The following is an 18,693-nucleotide window of genomic DNA, read 5'->3' on the forward strand; positions in this document are numbered from 1 at the left end:
GACCCTAAGCGTCAAGCCCCGCTGCCTTGGCTCGCGCCAGGAGCCGTTCGGCGAGCTTGAGATGCGGCCGATCGTACATCTTGCCGTCGATGCCGACGACGCCGGGATTTCCTGCCGCCTCGAACGCCTCGACGATCGCCAGGGCGCTTTTCACCGCTTGCGCCGAAGGCGTGAAGGCGGCGTTGATGACCGGCACCTGCGCCGGATGGATGGCCATCTTGCCGGTGAAACCGTCGCGCTCGGCCTCGGCGCATTCGGCCTCGAAGCCGGCCATGTCGCGAAAATCCGGAAAGACGGTGTCGATTGCCGCGACTTCCGCGGCACTTGCGGCAAGCATGGTCATGGTGCGGGCGAGGCGGAACACATCCGTGTAGCGGCCATTCGCGTCGCGCGTCGCGCGCGCGCCAATCGCCGCCGACAAATCTTCCGCCCCCCAGGTGACGCCGACAAGCCGCGCGCTTGCACGGGCGTAGGTCGCTGCGGCCAAGACGCCTGCGGCCGTTTCTGTGATGATCGGCAGGATCCTTATCGCTCCATCCGGCAGGCCGCTTTCGGCTTCGTGCACCCTGAGCTTGGCCGAGAGATGCTGGACATCCAGTCCGCTGTTCGACTTAGGCAGCATGATGCCGTCTGGTTTTGCTGGCACGAGCGCCGCCAGATCGTCGTCGGTCAGTCCGGTCGAAAGGTCATTGACGCGCACATAGATCGCGGAGCTGGTCCGGTGCCTGTGCGCGCCGATAAAACGCGCCGCTGTGTCGCGCGCCAACCCCTTGTTCTGCGCAGCAATCGAGTCCTCGAGATCGATGATGACCACGTCGGCGCCCACGCCAAAGCCCTTCTCCAGCTTCTTTTCCGAATCGCCGGGAACGAAGAGCAGAGAACGCATCGGCTATGCCTTTTTCATCATCATGGCTTGCCTCGTGCATTTGGCAACCAGCACATCGTTCTGGTTATAGGCGCGGTGCTCGAACTCGACGATACCGCGGTCCGGCTTCGATCTGGATTCACGCACCGAAACCACCGTGGTCTCGACGCGAATGGTGTCGCCATGGAAGACGGGGTGCGGAAACACCGTCTCCTTCATGCCGAGATTGGCGATGGTGGTGCCGACGGTGATGTCATTGACCGAGATGCCGATCATCAGGCCAAGCGTGAACAGCGAATTGACCAGCGGCTTGCCCCATTCGCTCTTCGCCGCGAAGTCGAAGTCGATGTGCAGCGGCTGCGGGTTCAACGTCATCACCGAAAACAACATGTTGTCGCTTTCGGTCACGGTTTTGCGCAGCGTGTGCGTGAACACTTGGCCGACAGCGAACTCCTCAAGATAAAGCCCGGCCATGGTCGATCTCCTCCGCTGCTTCAGGGTTGATAGGCGTTGCATATCGGGCTCGCAAGCCAGTTAACGAACATGGTGAACCGTTCGTAAACCATTTGTGCCTACGGTCTCCGCCAGGGTCAGAAGCGTTCTGGCAAGGGGCGTAAGCAGGCGACATGGTCGTTTCGCATTTCCTGAAATGGATCCATACGGCGAAGGTGTCGGAGCGTGCTGCGGCGGCAAGCGCGCTGGCTCGCGCCTATGTCGACTCGGAGCTGCCTTTCGAGGACCGCTGCGCTGCCGAGGCGGCGCTGACGTTGCTGCTCGATGACGTATCGTCGAAGGTGCGGCTGGCGATCGCCGACGCGCTTTCCATGAGCCATCATGCGCCGCCGCAGATCGTCAGCGCGCTGGCCTCGGACCAACCGGAAGTCGCAGCCTTGGTGCTGGCGCGCTCGCCGCTGCTCACCGATGCCGACCTGATCGATCGGGTTGCCGGCGCCCAGAAAGCGACGCAGAAGGTGATCGCCGACCGGCCGCGTGTCTCGATGTCGGTCGCGGCGGCGATCGCCGAGATCGGTGAGCCGGAGGCTTGCACCACGCTGCTCGCCAACAGCGGCGCCGACATCGCATCCGTCAGCTTTCGCCGCATGGCCGAGCGGCACGGCCATCTGCCTCTAGTGCGCGAGGCGCTGATTGCCGACGCGCGCCTGCCCGCCGACTGCCGGCATATGCTGCTGGTCAAGCTCGGGGAGATGCTCAAGGGGTCGCCGCTGGTGCTGGCGCTGATGGGCGCCGCCAGGGCCGAGCGCGTCACGCGCGATGCTTGCATCAAGGCTTCGGTGACGCTGATCGAAGGCACGCGGACAGAGGAACATACCGCACTTGTCGAACATCTGCGCCTGCGCGGCGACCTGACCGCAAGCTTCGTCGTCCGCACCATTGCGCACGGCAAGGTCGACTTCTTTGGTTCGGCGCTGGTCGCGCTCAGCCAACAGTCCGAACAACGGGTGAGAGCACTGCTGGCCGGCGGGCATGACGTGGCTCTGCAGGCACTGTTCCGCAGTGCCGGGCTTACCGCCGCCACCCACGCCATCATTCTGCGCGCGCTGAAGGTCTGGCGCGAGGTCGCCAATGGCAAACGCCTCGCCGGCGTCCAGGAAGTCAGTTGGCTGATGCTGAAGGAATTGGGCGGACAGTCCGCAGAAGGCGATCTCGCCGGGCTGGTCAAATCGATCCATCTCGACGCGCTGCGCGAGAACGCACGCGGGCACGCGCTGGCGATCGCTGCTGCCTAAACCCGGTCCTTCGCGAAAAAATCCGGAAAATCCTCAATCGCGGCGGCGATGATGCGCAGCGAGGCGGCGGTCTGCAGCATTTCGGCCGCGACGCTGCGCTCCGCGATGCCTGCTGCATACTGCCTGGCGACTGCGACGGTCGCCGTCTGCGGCTCGCCGGGCCGCCTGAACAGCAGCTCGCGTGCCAGACCGCGCAGGAAATTGGCGATGGAAAGTGCTGTTTCAGGCGGGATCGCGGAACTTTGCTGCGCGTTGCGCAGCCGTAGGATTTCGAGGCCGACGGTAACCGCAGCTATGCCGCCGCCGAGAACCGCGTCGCCTTTCTTGCCGGCGTTCTGCAGCAGTGGCATCAACTGGTTGATCCGGTCGTAGGCAAGGCTTTCGAAGGCCGATCGCCGCGGCAGGCGGTCGTGCAGGCAAAGGCGTGCAAGATCTTCGCGCATGGTTTGCAGGATGCGGTTGACTGTAACCCAGGGGTCGGCGGGCAGCACGACGGCGAAGACGCCGATCGCCAGAAGAATGCCGACAAGGACCGCTGCCGAATTGGCGAGGAACGGCTCCGGATCGTAGGTCATGACCTGATGTGGGCTGAGGAAGGCGAGGAAATTGATGGCAAAGGCCGTTGCCACGCCGACGTAGCGCGGATTGGCCATGCCCAGTGCCGCTGGCACCAGGATCGGGACGACGAAAACCGCGAACCAGCCAAAGCCCGGCAGCGCTGGAAGTGCTATCTGCCCGACCACAAACGCGAACGGCAGGGCGAGCAACGTGCCCTCGAAGAAGTTCCATGCCGACCGGATCGGATCGGCGCGCGCGGCGAACAAGCTGGAGACGACGGCGACCAGAATGACCGTGCCGGTCGCGTCCGACCATTTCGTCGCCAGCCAGAAGCCGGCGACCAGGAGCGTGGCGATTGCTGCGCGCACGGCATTGCGCGATGCCGCACGGTAATCGCGGTGCACCACCAGCGCTGGCTGCCGCCGTTCGCGACTGGCACGAGACGGGGGAGAGCGCAGTGCATCCAGGCCGCGCAGCACTTGCTGCATTGCCTCGGCGAAGTCGGCGGCAATGGTCAGGCGTGTGACAGTGCCAGCCCAGTTAATGTCTTGCCCGGCCGCGATGTCAGGCATCTGCCGCGCCTTGCCGGCGATTGCGTCGAGCCGCGCCACCCAGGGCGCCGTATCGTCCAGCGCGCCCGGCTTGGCTACCAGTTCGCCGACAACGGCCTGCAACTCGGCGCGAACGGGGATGAGGGCTGCATTCTTCGGCGCGGCGGCGTGGGCATGCAGCGCACGCGCCGCTGACAGGGCCGACAGAAGCTGGCCGATGGTACGCCGGACCGGATAGGCGCGGGTGGCGAGGCTCGGCCCCTCCAGCCTTGCGTAGGTGCGCATCTCGCCGAGCGTCTGGACGTCGCCGATCAGCTTGCGGTGCAGCCCGGCAAGCTTTTCCGCATCACCGCCGGAAAAAGCGCCGTCCGCATAGGCCGCCAGGTCGAGAATGCTGCGTTTCAGTCTTGAGATGATGGCGTCGGCGGCCAGTTTCGGCAGGATCAGCCGGCTGGTCAGCGCAGCGCAGACGATACCAAGCACGATTTCCGCGCAGCGCGCCACGGCGAGATCGATGACGAGGTGCGGCTGGCCGAAAGCCGGCAGGCCGATGATCATCGCGGTGTAGCCGGCAAGCGCCGCGCCATAGGCTTCCGGATTGCGTAGCAGCGACGAGACCAGCGAGCAGATGCCGATCCAGACGGCAAGAACTGCAACCAGCAACCACGGGTTGGCATCGAAAACAGTGGTAATGCCGATCGCCGCCAGCGCGCCGGCAAGCGTGCCGAGGAGACGATAAAACCCCTTCGCCAGCACCATGCCGGCGACCGGCTGTGCGACGATGAACACCGTCATCATCGCCCATTGCGGGTGGTCGAGCTTCAGCGCATAGGCGGCCAAAATCGCGATGAGGCCGGCCGAAACGGTGCGCAGGGCAAAGATCCAGTCCGAGCGCGTCGGCCGCGTCAGGCCAGCGATCCGCGTGCCGATATCGTCCTTCAGCCGCGCCCAGGTCAAGTGCTCGTCTCCAGCCCAGAAGGCCAAGCTAGCGGCGGGAGCTCAGATATCCAGCACTTCCGTCTCGGCGAATTCCGCGCGTTCCTGGATGAACCGGAAACGGGCCTCGGGCTTGGTCCCCATCAATGCGTCGACCGCATCCTTGGTCGCCGCCTCGGCATCGATAACGTCGACCCGCAGCAGTGTGCGCTTTTTCGGGTCCATGGTGGTTTCCTTGAGCTGGGCGGCCATCATTTCGCCCAGCCCCTTGAAGCGGCCGATTTCGACCTTGCCGCGCCCGGTGAATTCGGTGCGCAGGAGTTCGTCCTTGTGCGCGTCGTTGCGGGCATAGGCGACCTTGCCGCCTTGCCGGATCGAATAAAGCGGCGGCACCGCCAGATAGAGATGGCCGCCGCGGACCAGGCTTGGCATCTCCTGGTAGAAAAAGGTGATCAGCAGCGAGGCGATATGGGCGCCGTCGACGTCGGCATCGGTCATGATGATGACCCGGTCGTAACGCAGGTCCTCGTCGCGATATCTCGAGCGCGTGCCGCAGCCAAGCGCCTGGATGAGGTCGGATATCTGCTGGTTGGCGGCAAGCTTGTCGTTGCCGGCGCTGGCGACGTTGAGGATCTTGCCGCGCAGGGGCAGCACCGCCTGGCTGGCGCGGTCGCGCGCCTGCTTTGCCGAACCGCCGGCCGAATCGCCCTCGACGATGAACAGCTCGGCACCGGCGGCGGCATTCTGCGTGCAGTCGGCGAGCTTGCCGGGCAGGCGCAGCTTGCGCACCGCACTCTTGCGCGACACTTCCTTTTCCTGGCGGCGGCGCACCCGCTCGTCGGCGCGGGCGATCACCCATTCGAGCAGTTTCGAAGCTTCCTGCGGATTGTCGGCCAGCCAGTGGTCGAACGGGTCGCGGATAGCGCTTTCGACGATGCGGATCGCCTCGATCGTCGCCAGCCTGTCCTTGGTCTGGCCGACGAATTCCGGTTCGCGGATGAACACCGACAGCATGCCCGCCGCCGAGATCATCACATCCTCGGAAGTGACGATCGAAGCGCGCTTGTTGCCGACCAGGTCGGCATAAGCGCGCAAGCCGCGCGTCAGGACGTTGCGGAAGCCGGCCTCATGCGTGCCGCCTTCGGCGGTCGGAATGGTGTTGCAATAGGAATTGATAAAACCGTCGCCGCCGAACCAGGTCACCGCCCATTCGAGCGAACCGTGGCCGCCCTGCTTCTCGCTCTTGCCGGCAAACATTTCACGGGTCACCTGGAATTCGTCGCCGAGCGAGGCTTTCAGATAGTCCTTGAGGCCGCCCGGAAAATGGAATTCTGCCTTGGCCGGCGTCGTGTCCTTTTCCTTGATCAGCGACGGATCGCAGGTCCAGCGGATTTCGACACCGCCGAACAGATAGGCCTTTGACCGCGCCATGCGGTAGAGCCGCGCCGGCTCGAAAGCAGCACCCTTGCCGAAAATCTGCTCGTCTGGATGGAAGCGGATCTTCGTGCCGCGGCGGTTGTGCACCTCGCCGAGCTGCTCCAGGCCGGTCACCGGAACGCCTCGCGAGAAGCGCTGGCGATAGAGCTTGCGCCCAATCGCGACCTCGACCTCGAGATGGTCGGACAGCGCGTTGACCACGGAAACGCCCACACCGTGCAGGCCGCCGGACGTCTCGTAAACCTTGCTGTCGAACTTGCCGCCTGAATGCAGCGTCGTCATGATGAGTTCGAGCGCCGGCTTCTTGAATTTCGGGTGCGGATCGACCGGAATGCCGCGGCCGTTGTCGGTTACGGACAGGTATCCGTCGGCGGAAAGCTCGACATCGATGAAGGTCGCATGGCCGGCGACCGCCTCGTCCATCGAATTGTCGATGACCTCGGCGAACAGATGGTGCATCGCCTTGTCGTCGGTGCCGCCAATGTACATGCCCGGGCGGCGGCGCACCGGCTCCAGCCCCTCCAGCACTTCGATATCGGCGGCACTGTAGCTCTCGCTGGCGTCGCGGGGCGCCGGCCGCTTCGCCGCCTGCACCAGCGGGTCGGCCGGGCGCGCGGCGGCGCGAGCCGGTTGCGGCTGCTTGTCCAATTTGGCGAAAAGATCGTTATTGTCGTCCATGCCGGTCCTGGATTCCGATGCTGCGAATCACCACCCGATACTGCCACGCTTTTCGCGGGCAGGCGACGGAGGTTCCTGTTACGTTCGAGGATAGGGCCTCTTACTGCAAAACCATTCGACAACCAAGCGGCGGAAATGGGGTCGAAGCCTGGAGCATCGACGCTTTGTAAACCCTGTCCGAAGGTTACGCCGCAAGATTGGCTGAAAAAACGGTATTTGCGGACTGTCGCTGACCTAGAATGCAGCGGAACCCTCAAGAGGCTGTCGCTTAAGCATGTTGGATTACAGTTCGCTCCTGCTCGCGGCGGCGCTGTCGGGCACGGGCCTTAGCATCACCATGTTTGCGATCTGGTTCACCGCGCCACAGGCACGCTTTGTGCTGACGGTGGCGTGCGGCATTCTCGTGCTGGTCGCACATGTCGTGTTGTTCTGGCATTACACCAGGGATCCAAGCGCCTGGCTTTGCCAGATCGTGCTTGCGCTTCTCAGCCTCGGTTTCCTGATTATCTGCCTGTCGGCCATGCAATATCTCGGCATAGGCGACTACAGGCGCGCCATCTTGCCGACCTTGGTTGCGATGGCTGTTTGCACAGGCGCGACGTATCTCGGATTTGATGGTGTCGGCTTTATTGTCACCTACGCAACGGTAACGGCGCTGCTCTCGCTCATCGGGGCGATGTTCTGGATTGAGGGTGGTCACGATCGCCGGATATTGCTGGTCGTCTCGTTCCTGAGCGGCGTCTGTGCCCTGTCGTTCGGACTTTGCGGCGCGGTCCTGCTGGTCAAGGGCCAATGGGTGCTGGGTGTTGCGCCCGACAATTGGGCCGAGCGGGTGAATTCCGTCGTGGCCGTCGCCTGCATGACCGGGCTCGGCGCATTGACGCTCTCCCTGCACCATTTGCAGGCGCAGATCGAATTGAAGGCCGAGACGATGACCGATCCATTGACCGGGCTGATGAATCGGCGGGCGTTGACGGCACTCTACGGCGAGCGGGTCTTCGGTCCGTTCATGTCCGTTGCCATGTTCGACCTCGACCATTTCAAGAGGACGAACGACGTATTTGGTCACCCGGTCGGCGACCAGGTTCTGTGCCGCTTTGCCGCCGTCGTCAGGAAATACGCCCGGACCGGCGTCGACGCCTTCCGGTTGGGCGGCGAGGAATTCGTGCTCGTCATGTCGCGGATGACGGAAGAGAAGGCCTATGACATTGCGAGCAAGATCAGCGTCGCCTTCGGCACGGAAGTCGTGGCCACCCAACTCGGTCCGTTGCGAAGCACAGTCAGCGGCGGCATCGGCTTTGGCGGAACAAACGGCACCGGTCTCGACGATGTGCTGGCCGAAGCCGACGCAGCACTCTATGCGGCAAAGCGCGCCGGGCGAAATCGCGTCGTCGTCCGGGACCGGGCGAGCAAGGCCGACGGGCCGGCCTTGCGTTCTGCCTGATTGAGGTTTCTATCTTCTTGTTAGACCCCATGATCTTGTCCGAAAACCGGATTCCACTTTCGGGATCATGATCTATTCCGCCGCACCCAGATATTCCGACAGCGGCGGGCAGGAGCAGACAAGGTTGCGGTCGCCGGCGACATTGTCGATGCGCGACACCGGCGGCCAGTATTTTGCCGCCGTGTCGGCATCGCCGGCGGGGTAGGCCGCCTCCAGACGCGTATAGGGATGGGTCCACTGGCCGGCCAATGCCTCGGCGGCGGTGTGTGGCGCGTTGACCAGAGGATTGTCGCCCAACGGCCATTCGCCCTTCGCCACCTTGGCTGCCTCGCCGGCTATGGCGATCATGGCCTCGCAGAAGCGATCCAGCTCGCGCTTGGGCTCGGACTCGGTCGGCTCCACCATCAGTGTGCCGGCCACCGGGAACGACATGGTCGGTGCATGGAAGCCATAGTCGATCAGCCGCTTGGCGATATCGTCGACGCTGATGCCGGCGCTGTCTTTGAGCACGCGGGTGTCGAGGATGCATTCATGCGCAACGCGTCCGTTGCGCCCTTTGTAAAGCAGGGGGAAATGCTCGCCGAGACGCGTCGCCACATAGTTGGCGGAGATGATCGCCGTCTCGGTCGCCTGCTTCAGGCCGGAAGCGCCCATCATGCGGATATACATCCAGGTGATCGGCAGGATGGAGGCACTGCCGAACGGTGCCGCCGCCACGGCATGGGCCGAGCCTTCGGTGACGTGGCCGGGCAGATATGGCTTCAGATGCGCCTTGACGCCGATCGGGCCGACACCGGGGCCGCCGCCGCCATGCGGGATGCAGAAGGTCTTGTGCAGGTTCATGTGGCAGACATCGGCGCCGATATCGCCGGGACGGGCGAGGCCGACCAGCGCGTTGAGGTTGGCGCCGTCGAAATAGACCTGGCCGCCATGGCTGTGGACGAGGGCACAAAGGTCGCGCGCGCCTTCCTCGAAGACGCCATGCGTCGAAGGATAGGTGAACATCAGCGCCGCAAGGTTGTGCGCATGCTCGGCCGCCTTGGCCTGCAGGTCGGCCGTATCGATATTGCCGTCCTCGGTGCAGCGCACGACGACGACGCTCATGCCGGCCATGGCCGCACTTGCCGGATTGGTGCCATGCGCCGAGGACGGGATCAGGCAGACGGTGCGATGGCCCTCGCCGCGCGACAGATGATAGCCGCGAATGGCGAGCAGCCCGGCATATTCGCCCTGGCTGCCGGCATTGGGCTGCAGGGTCACCGCGTCGAAGCCGGTGATCTCCGCCAGCCAGCCTTCCAGCTCCTCGATCATGGCGCGATAGCCTGTCGAATGGTTTGCCGGGGCGAAGGGATGCAGGTTGGCGACATCAGGCCAGCTCACCGGCATCATTTCGGCGGCGGCGTTGAGCTTCATGGTGCAGGAGCCGAGCGGGATCATGGCGCGGTCGAGCGCCAGGTCCTTGTCGGCCAGCCGGCGCAGGAAGCGCATCATGTCGGTTTCCGAGTGGTTTTCGCGGAAGACGGGCTGGGTGAGGAACTCCTTGCCGCGCGTTTTTCCGGGCATGGAACTGCCGGCGGCAACGCCGGCCTTGGCGCCGAAAAGCGCTGCGATTGCCTCCAGATCGGCTTCGGTGGAGGTCTCGTCGAAGCTGATGCCGACATGGTCGGCGTCGATGACGCGCAGCAGCCGGCCGGTCTTTTCTGCGGCGGCGGCAATCGCGCCGGCTCTGCCCTTCATTTCCACGGTCACAGCGTCGAAGCGGCTGTCGCCGAGCACCGAAACGCCCGCTGCCTTGAGGCCGGCAGCCAGGCGGTTGGCCAGCGTGTGGATGCGGCCGGCAATCGCCTGCAGCCCGGCAGGGCCATGCCAGATCGCATAGGCCGTCGCCATATTGGCGAGCAGCGCCTGTGCGGTGCAGATGTTGGACGTCGCCTTGTCGCGGCGGATATGCTGCTCGCGTGTCTGCAACGCGAGGCGATAACCGGGACGGCCCTTGCTATCCGTCGACTGGCCAACGAGCCGGCCGGGCATCAGCCGCGTCAGCCTGTCGGAGACGGCGCAATAGGCGGCGTGCGGCCCGCCAAAGCCCATCGGCACGCCAAAACGTTGCATCGGGCCGACGGCGATGTCGGCGCCAAGCCTGGCCGGCGCATCGGTCAGCGTCAGGCCAAGCGGGTCGGCGATGAAGACGACCAGCGCGCCGGCAGCACGGGCCCTGTCGATCGCTGCCTTGTGGTCGCCGTAGACGCCGAATGTATCGGGCCAGGAGACCAGCAGGGCGGCGGTGTTGTCGTCGATCACCTCGCCGTCGACCTCGATGCCGAGCGGCTCGGCGCGGGTGCGCACGACGTCCAGCGTCTGCGGGTGCGGCGTGCCGGCCAGTGCCACCTTGGTGCGCTTGTCGCGATGATGGCGCAGCGCAATGCCGACAGCTTCGGCCACCGCCGTCGCCTCGTCGAGCAGCGAGGCCGACGCCACCGGCAGGCCGGTCAGTTCTGTCACCAGCGTCTGGAAGTTGAACAGCATTTCCAGCCGGCCCTGGCTGATCTCGGCTTGGTAAGGCGTGTAAGCCGTATACCAGGCCGGGTTCTCGAACAGGTTGCGCTGGATCACCGGCGGCACGTGGACGCCATGATACCCGGCACCGATGAAGCTCTTCAGCACCGTGTTCTTTGCCATCGTCGCCGCGAGCTCGGTCAGCGCTTCCGCTTCGCTTGCGGGGGCGGGCAGGGCCAGCGGCCGGTCGAGCCGGATCGACTTCGGCACTGCCTGGCTGATCAGGGTTTCGACCGAAGGAACGCCGATCGTCGCCAGCATGGCTCTGACGTCATGGAGGCCCGGGCCGATATGGCGAGCCGAGAAGGGGTAGGGTGCTGCGGTCATCTTCCTGGTCCTGCTATCAACCAATATGGGCTTTGTAAGCGGCTTCATCGAGGAGCCCGTCGAGCTGGCTTTCATTGGCCAGCTTCATCTTCCACAGCCAGCCGTCGCCGGTTGCCGCCGAATTGACGAGTGAAGGATCCGATGACAGCGAGGTGTTGGCCTCGGTGATCTCGCCGTCGACCGGCGCGTAGACATCCGATGCGGCCTTGACCGATTCGACCACCACGGCGGTGTCGCCCTTGGCCAGTTTTCTGCCCAATTCCGGCAGCTCGACGAAGACGAGGTCGCCGAGCTGCTGCTGTGCGTAGTCGGTGATGCCGACCGTGGCGATGCCGCCCTCGACGCGCAGCCATTCGTGATCTTCGGTGAAATAGGTCTTTGCCATTGAAATCATCCTTTGCGGTAGCGATGGGGCGTGAAGGGCAAGGGGTGGATGTCGACCGGGATTTTCGTCCCGCGGACATCGGCGAACAGTTTTGCGCCGGATTTGGCAAGCGGCGTCTGGACGTAGCCCATGGCGACCGGATGACCGGCCGAGGGGCCGAAGCCGCCTGAGGTGACATGGCCGGCAGGGTTGCCGTCAGCATCGAAAAGGGCAGCACCGGCGCGCACCGGCTGGCGGCCTTCCGGCTTCAGGCCGACGCGTTTTTGCGCCGGACCACGCTCCAGGATGGCGCGCAGCGCATCGGCGCCGATGAAGGCGCCAGAGGCGCGAACCTCCTTGGGGATGGCCCACATCAGCCCGGCGCTGGCCGGATCGATCTCCGGCGTGATGTCCAGCCCGTGCAGGCACAGTCCGGCTTCGAGCCGCAGGCTGTCGCGGGCGGCAAGGCCGACCCACATCACCCGCTCGTCCTCGAGCAGCCTGGCGACGAGGTTTCTTGCATCCGCTTCCGGCAGGCCGATCTCGAAGCCGTCTTCGCCGGTATAGCCGGACCGGCTCATGAACCATTTTTTGCGCGGTTCGATGCCGTGCATGAACACCAGCGAACCGGTCTCGATGCCGGCGCGGGAAAGGGCAGCCCACGCCTCGGGGCCCTGGATGGCCAAGAAGACGCGGTCGAGTGCATCCACTTTTACATCGAAATCGCCCTCTGCATCGAAATTTTTGGCCAGTGCGCGCAGATGCTTTTCGTCGGCGGCGGCGTTGCCGGCATTGGCGACCATCATGAAGCGCTCGGCGCCGAGCCTGGTGACGATCAGATCGTCCAGAATGCCGGCCGCCTCATTGAGGAAGAACGTGTATTTGGACTGGGAAATCTCAAGCGCGCCGGCATCGAACGGGCAGGCGCGGTTCAGAAGCGGTGCTGCGCCCGGGCCGCTGATTTCGAACAGCTTCATGTGCGAGATGTCGAACAGGCCGGCATGCTCGCGGCTGTGCAGGTGCTCCTTCATCACGCCGGCCGGATAGGTCAGCGGCATCGACCAGCCGGCGAAGGCGCCGAAACGCGCACCGGCTGCCATGTGCAGATCTTCGAAGGGAAGGTGTTTGGTGTCGTCGCCCGTCATGTCATCTCCAGAGTCGCACGCAAGCGGCCGCGAATGGCGACCAGTCCGTGCCCCTCTGTCTGAAGCCTGAGAGACTCGCGCCCCGTAACTCTGTCGGCAGCGCTTACACCTTCGGCGCGGGGGCAAGCCCCGACTTTCCAGAGTGTCTTTCCCGTCTACGGTTCTTTTGCCTGAGAGATTTCGGGCGATTTCCCCTTCGGCGGCAGCTCTCGCTGCTCTCTCCCGCAAACAGGTAGGACTCGGTCAGGAGCCCTCGACTCGTCATCCATAGCCCGTGGACGACACCTTGTCACCTGCCGGCGACATTTTTACTGCCAAGTCTTCTGCGGGCCTTCTTTACAGGCAAGCCTTCGCTAACCACGCCGCTTGCCGGTTTCTCAAGACCTTGCCGATATACCGCATAAGGGCCGGCAATTACCGGCGGCGGGCGGGGAAGAAAATGGGCGAATTGATCATGAGCGCGCCGGTGGCCGGGCTGACCTCGAAAAATCGGATCACGGCGGAAGACGTGGTCATGCTGCGCGGCGAAGTGTTCGGCGACGGCGTGGTAACGCGCGGCGAGGCCGAGGCGCTGTTTGCGCTGGATGCAACGGCGAGGGACAAATGCGCAGAATGGCTTGAGTTTTTCGTCGAGGCCGTCACCGATTTCATCGTCCACCAGGAAAAGCCGGCGGCCTATGTTTCGCAGGACAATGCCGACTGGCTGATCCGGACGATTTCGCGCGACGGCATGGTCGACAGCCAGACCGAACTCGAGCTGCTGGTTCATGTGCTGGAAGTTGCCAAATCATCGCCGAGCACGCTTTCCAGCTATGCGCTGGAGCAGGTCGCTCATGCGGTCGTGGACGGCAAGGGGCCGCTGATGACCGGCGGCAGGCTTATCCCTGGGTCGATTGCCAAGGCTGAGGTCGAGCTGTTGCGCCGCATCCTTTACGCCTACGGCGGCGATGGCAACATCGCCATCAGCCGCGCCGAAGCCGAGGTGCTGTTCGAGATCAACGAGCGGACAGCGGCGGGCGACAACGATCCGTCCTGGAACGATCTGTTCGTCAAGGCGATCGCCAATTTCGTCATGTGTTCGGCCGGCTACGAACCGCCGGTGCGCGACGTGGCGCTGCGCCGGGATTCGTTCTTCGAGCAGGCCGATCCGGAGATCGGCGGGTTCTTCAGCCGCATGGTATCGGGCGGCCTGTCCGGCATCATTGAAGCCTATCGCTCACCGGGCGACATCGAAGCCGAGTGGGAGTCCAAGAACAAGGCAGCCGAGGCACTGGCCCGCCGCGCCGAGACGGTCGATGCCGGCGAAGCGAAGTGGCTTGCTGAACACATCGGCGACCGGCCGCTGCAGGAGAACGAGCGTGCGCTGCTGACGCTGATCAAGCACGCCTCGCCGGAAATCCACCCGGCGCTGAAGCCGCTGATCGACAAGGTCGCATAAGCAGTCGCGCGACGCTATTGTTTGGCGGGCTCCGGCTTGGCGCTGGTGTCGAACCGCGACATCCATTTGAAGCTGCCGAACCAGTAGCGGCGCACGCCGCCTATGGTGCCGTCGGCGGTACGCGCGCCGATCCAGTTGTTGACGTATTGGATGAGGCGCACATCGTCCGGCCGCATCGCAAACGCCTCCGGCGTCCGCAACAGCGGGCCGCCCACCATTGTCAACTTCGCGTCATAGAGCCTGGCGGCCATTTGGGGCGTTGGCGATGTCGCGACCATTGCCTGTGCGTCGCCGCCGATGATCGCGGCGAAAACATCAGAGGTATTGTCGAAAGACAGGATAGTCGCCTTGGGAAAAGCTTCCTTCGCGGCGGCTTCATCGGTGGAATTGGACAGCACGGCGATCTTGTATCCCGGCGCCGCCACTGCCTTGCCCGGCCTTTTCCCAAGACTGGCGATCGTCGCAACCATGCGGATATCGGCAGTGCCGGTCTGGTTGGAGAACACCACCTCGCGTGCGCGTTCCGGCGTGCTGGCGTAGCCCGCCGCGATCATGTCGAAATCACCCTTGAGCAGTCTTGTCTTGAGGTCGTTCCAGGGCACCTCGACCAGCTTCAGGTCGACGCCGAGATCAGACGCCAGCGCACTGGTCAGGTCGACATCATAGCCGGCGAACTTGCCGTCGGCCTTCTTGAGGATCCATGGCGGGTTGAGCGCCACGCCGACCGTCAGTGTCTTCTGGTCGATGATGCGCTTGAGGCTGTCGTCCGCCCGGGCCGGCAGCAGCGACAAAGCCAACCAAGCAGAAAGGGCAAGTATAGTTGTGGCGATCATCTTAGCGCGCATTAATATAACCTCGCTGAGCCCGTCCGGTTGTCAGATTTACACAGAGGTGCCATTCTGTCGATAGCGGACCCTGATGGAGAGTTGCGATGTCGGCACGGATGGCGGTTACCGGTTCGATGGTGTTCCTGGCTTGCATCCTGGGCAATCCGGCGAAGCTTTCGCTGTTGCCGGCGGCAGCGCAGGCTGCGGGGGCAAAACGCGTGGTCTGCTCCAGCGCCGATTACCGCTATTCCTATTGCGGGGTCGATACGCGCCGCGGCGTGCAGTTGACCTCCAGGCTGTCGAAGGCGCGTTGCGTATACGGTAGAAGCTGGGGCTATGACGGCGGCGGCATCTGGGTCGACAATGGTTGCTCGGCCGAATTCGCAGTCGCCGGCCCCAACCGCAATCCCTCTGCTGGCGACGTCGCCGCAGCCATTATCGTCGGCGGCGTGGTAGGCGCCATTCTCGACAACGGCAATTCGCATCGCCATCATTCCGATAATTACTATCCGAAGCCGCGCCCGCGCCGTTACGACCAATTGATCGATCCGACGCCGCAATTCGACAATCAGGGCAACCCCAACTTCGATACCCACGGCAACTACCAGGGACCGCATGGGCTGGGCAAGCTTGTCACCCCTGACGACAATCCTGACCTGAATCCGGCCCTGCGCAGCGACGGCGACGACAGCGACGACGACAGTTAGATGAAGCTTAGGTCAGGTTTCGGTCAGATGCCGCCGTACCAGTCGTAGCCATTGTCCTCCCAATAGCCGCCTCTGCCGCCGCCGATATTGGCGAAGCCGTCGACCAGCTCGATCTTGTAGAGGTATTTCGGCATCTTGTAGCCGAGCTGGCGCTCGACGCGGACGCGCAGCGGCGCGCCGTTCTCGACCGGCAACGGCTTGCCGTTGAGGCCATAGGCAAGGATCGTCTGCGGATGACGGGCATCGACCAGGTCGATCGAGCCGTAATATTTGATGTCGCCGGCCAGGCTGCGGTCGATCGTATCGAGGCAGTGGAACATGACGTAGCGCGCCTGCGGCTTGACCACTGCCTGGTCGAGCACCAGCGACAGCGGCGTGCCGGTCCATTTGGCAATGCAGCTCCAGCCTTCGACGCAGTCGTGGCGGGTGATCTGGGTGCGGCTCGGCATGTTCATCAGCTGCTCGCGGCTCAGCGACAGCGGTTTTTCGACGAGGCCTGAAACCTCCAGCCGCCAGTCGGCGAAATCGCTGGCGAGCAGGCCCTTGTAGAAATCGTCGTCCGGTGCGGTGACACCGTTCGGCCGCTGCGGCTGGCGAATGTCGGCCTCGGTGAACTCCGGCGCCAGCGCATCAGCGCCGGCAAGCAGTCGCTGCGCCCGCCAGGTCAGGCCATTGGCGCTTTCGAGGAAGCTGCGCAGGCTGTCGCCGACGCCAAGCTGGCTGTCGAAGGCGTCGCAGCCCGACAGCATGATGCCGGAAAGGCCGAGGCTGGCCGAGGTCAGGAACTTTCTTCGGCTTATCTGTAGCTTGGGGCTGATCTCGAATTTCGCCATGTCAGGCACTCCTCTCTGGCGCATTGTCGCCATGCGCCAGCGGGTCGGTTCGGTACCACCCGGTGATGATGGAGCGCAGCTCGTTAATCGGGCCGGCGGCCAGGATCATCAGGATGTGGATAATGAAGAAGGCGACGAGCAGCAGCATCACCGTGAAATGAATGGTGCGCGCCGTCTGCCGGCCGCCGAGCAGATCATTCAGGAACGGCAGCACCGAATCCATGCTCGGCGACATGGCAAGGCCGGTGATGATCATCAGCGGCAGCAGCACGAACAGCACGCCGCCATAGGCCATCTTCTGCAGCGTGTTGTAGTCGCGCGTGTGATGGAACCTGAGCTTGGCGTGCTCGACAATGTCTCGCGGCAGGCGCCTGAAATCATCGAGGCGCGGGGCAAGATCGCGGCGCAAATGGCCGTTGATCAGGCTGGCGACCAGCCAGACCAGCAGCGTGGTGGTCAGCACCCAGGCAAAGAAGAAATGAACGACGCGCGCGGTGCCGAGATCGTAATAGGAAGGGATCGTCGCCCAGGACGGGAAGGCACGGGAGGTCTCCTGGCCGGCCGGACCCGACCAGCCGAGCACGCCAGTGGTATCGAAGCGCTTGCCGAAGATTTCGGTATAGCCGCGCGGGCCAGTATTCTCGGCGCCAATGGCGAAGACGGTGTTGTTGTAGCCAAAACCCGACTCCTTGCCGATGTAGAGCTGTGGGCGGGCGTTAAATATTTGCAGACCGGAAAGCAGCATGAAGAACAGCGCGATCGCCCACAGCCAATGCGTCAGCCGCGTCCAGCGCGACTGCCGATAGATCAGCGTCGCATCACTCGGCGCGGCGGTATCTGCTCCGGCGGCTTGGTTTCTGGCAAGCGATTCCATTTGTTGTTCCCTCCGGCCGCGCGTTCGTCGCGGCCTCGTCAGATCTCTTCTCCTCCCAATACGTCGCCAGCCTAAGCGATGTTTCACCCGATCACGGATTTATTACGGACTGCCGAGGCTGACGGCGAGGTTGACCGCGGCTGCCACGATGACCGTGTTGAAGAAGAACGACAGGATCGAGTGCACAAGCACGACACGGCGCATTTGCGAGGTCGTGATGTTGGTGTCGGCGGTTTGCGCCGTCATGCCGATCACCGTGGCGAAATAGAGGAAATCCGAGCCTTCCGGCCGCTTGCCGCCCGGGAAGTCGAGGCCGCCGACCGGAATTTTCTTTTTTGTGTCGCCATCCATCGCATCGCCATCCAACCAGTAGATATGCGCGTAGTGAAGTGCGGCCATCGCATGGATGGTCAACCAGCCAAGCGGGATAGACAGCAGCGCCACCGTAAGCTCGACGGTGTCCGCGCTCTTCTCCCTGTTGATCAATTGAAACAACGAAATGATGGCAATAGCGACGACAATCAGCGTGACCGCGAAGATGGCCAGTACCGGCAGGTCCGTGTCGCCTGCATTCTTGCGCAGATAGCTGCCGGTAAGCCGCGGCATATGGGCGATGACAAGAACGAGATAGGCGGCAAAGAACACATTGGCGCCGATCGAATAGGCAAGCGGCGCACGCCAGACCAGCGCGGCGCCAAAGGCTGCCACGCCGATGCAGGCCGACACCGCGAACGGCGTGTGGGGTCGCATGGGCATTTTGGTCGGGGTACCAGTCGCCATGGCCTTCAGTCCGCTGACGCGGATTTCAGCGCTCGCCGTAGGATGCGGTCAAGCTCGCCTAGGAACCGCGAGCGATCCTGCGGCGCGAAGCTCGAATTGTAGCCCTTGCTTTCGCCGGTCTCGCGCAGATGCTGCTTGAGATCGCGCATTGCCACCGCCATGCCGATCGTTTCGGGCGTAAACGGGCGTCCGGTCGGACCAAGTACGTGGGCGCCAAGCGCCACCGCGCGCGCGGCAAGCGGGATATCGGCGGTCACCACGATATCGTTGGACCGGGCATTTTCGACGATCCAGTCGTCGGCGGCATCGGCGCCCTTGGAGACGACGACATTGCGGATCATCGGATCGCGCGACGGACGCAAGCCGCCATTGGAGACGAAGGTGACGACGATGCCGTGCCGCTCGGCGACTTTTTCGACCTCGGCCTTCACCGGGCAAGCGTCGGCATCGACGAGAATAGCAGGTGCGGGCATCGTTGTTCCAAATGTGAAAGAGCCGGGCGGCGTCGCCCGGCTCGATCGATGATAGTCGAGCGGCTACTAGGCCGGCAACGCGCCGGATCTCTTGGCCGTCCAGGTGGCGATATAGTCCATCAGTCCTGGATTGAGGCAATCATAAGGTTCGA

Annotated in this window: 16 protein-coding genes, 1 pseudogene and 1 riboswitch; of the genes and pseudogenes, 4 read left to right on the forward strand and 13 right to left on the reverse strand. The window is 63.8% G+C overall.

What is annotated here, in order from left to right:
- Window positions 1-4: 4 nt before the first annotated feature.
- Entirely contained in the window at window positions 5-886 is an 882-nt protein-coding gene (locus NKK47_RS16500; protein ID WP_352577609.1) for an HpcH/HpaI aldolase/citrate lyase family protein, read from the reverse strand.
- A gap of 3 nt (window positions 887-889) precedes the next feature.
- Window positions 890-1,381, reverse strand: a complete 492-nt coding sequence (locus tag NKK47_RS16505) for a MaoC family dehydratase (protein WP_502901046.1) — start codon at window positions 1,379-1,381, stop codon at window positions 890-892.
- A gap of 110 nt (window positions 1,382-1,491) precedes the next feature.
- Here NKK47_RS16505 and NKK47_RS16510 point away from each other — a divergent pair, with 110 nt between their 5' ends.
- Window positions 1,492-2,613, forward strand: coding sequence for a DUF2336 domain-containing protein (locus tag NKK47_RS16510; protein ID WP_352454447.1), 1,122 nt, complete (start codon window positions 1,492-1,494; stop codon window positions 2,611-2,613).
- Here NKK47_RS16510 and NKK47_RS16515 read toward each other — a convergent pair.
- Together NKK47_RS16515 and parE are read right to left on the reverse strand one after the other, a co-directional pair.
- On the reverse strand, window positions 2,610-4,679 hold the full coding sequence (locus tag NKK47_RS16515; protein WP_352454446.1) for an FUSC family protein: 2,070 nt from the start codon (window positions 4,677-4,679) through the stop codon (window positions 2,610-2,612). The two genes, NKK47_RS16510 and NKK47_RS16515, sit on opposite strands and share 4 nt — an antisense overlap.
- Before the next feature lie 42 nt (window positions 4,680-4,721).
- Complete coding sequence (gene parE, locus NKK47_RS16520; protein ID WP_352451346.1) at window positions 4,722-6,773, reverse strand: DNA topoisomerase IV subunit B; 2,052 nt, start codon at window positions 6,771-6,773, stop codon at window positions 4,722-4,724.
- A gap of 274 nt (window positions 6,774-7,047) precedes the next feature.
- On the opposite strand from parE, the gene NKK47_RS16525 reads away from it, so the two are divergent.
- The gene (locus NKK47_RS16525) at window positions 7,048-8,217 is read left to right on the forward strand and encodes a GGDEF domain-containing protein (RefSeq protein ID WP_352454445.1); all 1,170 of its coding nucleotides are present in this window, start codon (window positions 7,048-7,050) and stop codon (window positions 8,215-8,217) included.
- 72 nt (window positions 8,218-8,289) lie between these two features.
- Here the strand turns inward: NKK47_RS16525 and gcvP are convergent, their stop codons facing one another.
- Genes gcvP through gcvT form a run of 3 tightly spaced genes read right to left on the reverse strand, consistent with a single transcriptional unit; the run spans window position 8,290 to window position 12,609 of the window.
- Window positions 8,290-11,100: an aminomethyl-transferring glycine dehydrogenase gene (gene gcvP, locus NKK47_RS16530; RefSeq protein WP_352577610.1), complete on the reverse strand. Its 2,811-nt coding sequence runs from the start codon at window positions 11,098-11,100 to the stop codon at window positions 8,290-8,292.
- 16 nt (window positions 11,101-11,116) lie between these two features.
- A complete protein-coding gene (gene gcvH, locus NKK47_RS16535) occupies window positions 11,117-11,485 on the reverse strand; it encodes a glycine cleavage system protein GcvH (RefSeq protein WP_352454443.1) in 369 nt (122 codons plus the stop codon).
- Between the two features lie 5 nt (window positions 11,486-11,490).
- Window positions 11,491-12,609, reverse strand: coding sequence for a glycine cleavage system aminomethyltransferase GcvT (gene gcvT, locus NKK47_RS16540; RefSeq protein WP_352454442.1), 1,119 nt, complete (start codon window positions 12,607-12,609; stop codon window positions 11,491-11,493).
- 148 nt (window positions 12,610-12,757) lie between these two features.
- Window positions 12,758-12,844: riboswitch (glycine riboswitch) on the reverse strand.
- A 204-nt stretch (window positions 12,845-13,048) separates the two neighbouring features.
- On the opposite strand from gcvT, the gene NKK47_RS16545 reads away from it, so the two are divergent.
- Window positions 13,049-14,047, forward strand: a complete 999-nt coding sequence (locus tag NKK47_RS16545; RefSeq protein ID WP_352454441.1) for a hypothetical protein — start codon at window positions 13,049-13,051, stop codon at window positions 14,045-14,047.
- 14 nt (window positions 14,048-14,061) lie between these two features.
- Here the strand turns inward: NKK47_RS16545 and NKK47_RS16550 are convergent, their stop codons facing one another.
- The gene (locus tag NKK47_RS16550) at window positions 14,062-14,880 is read right to left on the reverse strand and encodes a transporter substrate-binding domain-containing protein (protein WP_352454440.1); all 819 of its coding nucleotides are present in this window, start codon (window positions 14,878-14,880) and stop codon (window positions 14,062-14,064) included.
- A gap of 98 nt (window positions 14,881-14,978) precedes the next feature.
- Here NKK47_RS16550 and NKK47_RS16555 point away from each other — a divergent pair, with 98 nt between their 5' ends.
- Complete coding sequence (locus NKK47_RS16555) at window positions 14,979-15,581, forward strand: DUF3011 domain-containing protein (RefSeq protein WP_352454439.1); 603 nt, start codon at window positions 14,979-14,981, stop codon at window positions 15,579-15,581.
- A 23-nt stretch (window positions 15,582-15,604) separates the two neighbouring features.
- On the opposite strand, the gene NKK47_RS16560 is transcribed toward NKK47_RS16555, so the two are convergent.
- The 5 genes and pseudogenes from NKK47_RS16560 to NKK47_RS16580 form a co-directional block, all read right to left on the reverse strand.
- Window positions 15,605-16,414, reverse strand: coding sequence for a molybdopterin-binding protein (locus tag NKK47_RS16560; protein ID WP_352454438.1), 810 nt, complete (start codon window positions 16,412-16,414; stop codon window positions 15,605-15,607).
- Between the two features lies 1 nt (window position 16,415).
- Complete coding sequence (locus tag NKK47_RS16565; RefSeq protein ID WP_352577611.1) at window positions 16,416-17,288, reverse strand: cytochrome b/b6 domain-containing protein; 873 nt, start codon at window positions 17,286-17,288, stop codon at window positions 16,416-16,418.
- Between the two features lie 102 nt (window positions 17,289-17,390).
- On the reverse strand, window positions 17,391-18,068 hold the full coding sequence (locus NKK47_RS16570; protein WP_352454436.1) for a DUF1345 domain-containing protein: 678 nt from the start codon (window positions 18,066-18,068) through the stop codon (window positions 17,391-17,393).
- Between the two features lie 5 nt (window positions 18,069-18,073).
- A complete protein-coding gene (locus NKK47_RS16575; RefSeq protein WP_352454435.1) occupies window positions 18,074-18,541 on the reverse strand; it encodes a YaiI/YqxD family protein in 468 nt (155 codons plus the stop codon).
- Between the two features lie 66 nt (window positions 18,542-18,607).
- Window positions 18,608-18,693 (reverse strand): annotated as a pseudogene (locus NKK47_RS16580) (S-(hydroxymethyl)glutathione synthase); the annotation flags it as partial.

The organism is Mesorhizobium sp. M0019, assembly GCF_040323975.1.
In the GTDB taxonomy this organism is placed as follows: Bacteria; Pseudomonadota; Alphaproteobacteria; order Rhizobiales; family Rhizobiaceae; genus Mesorhizobium.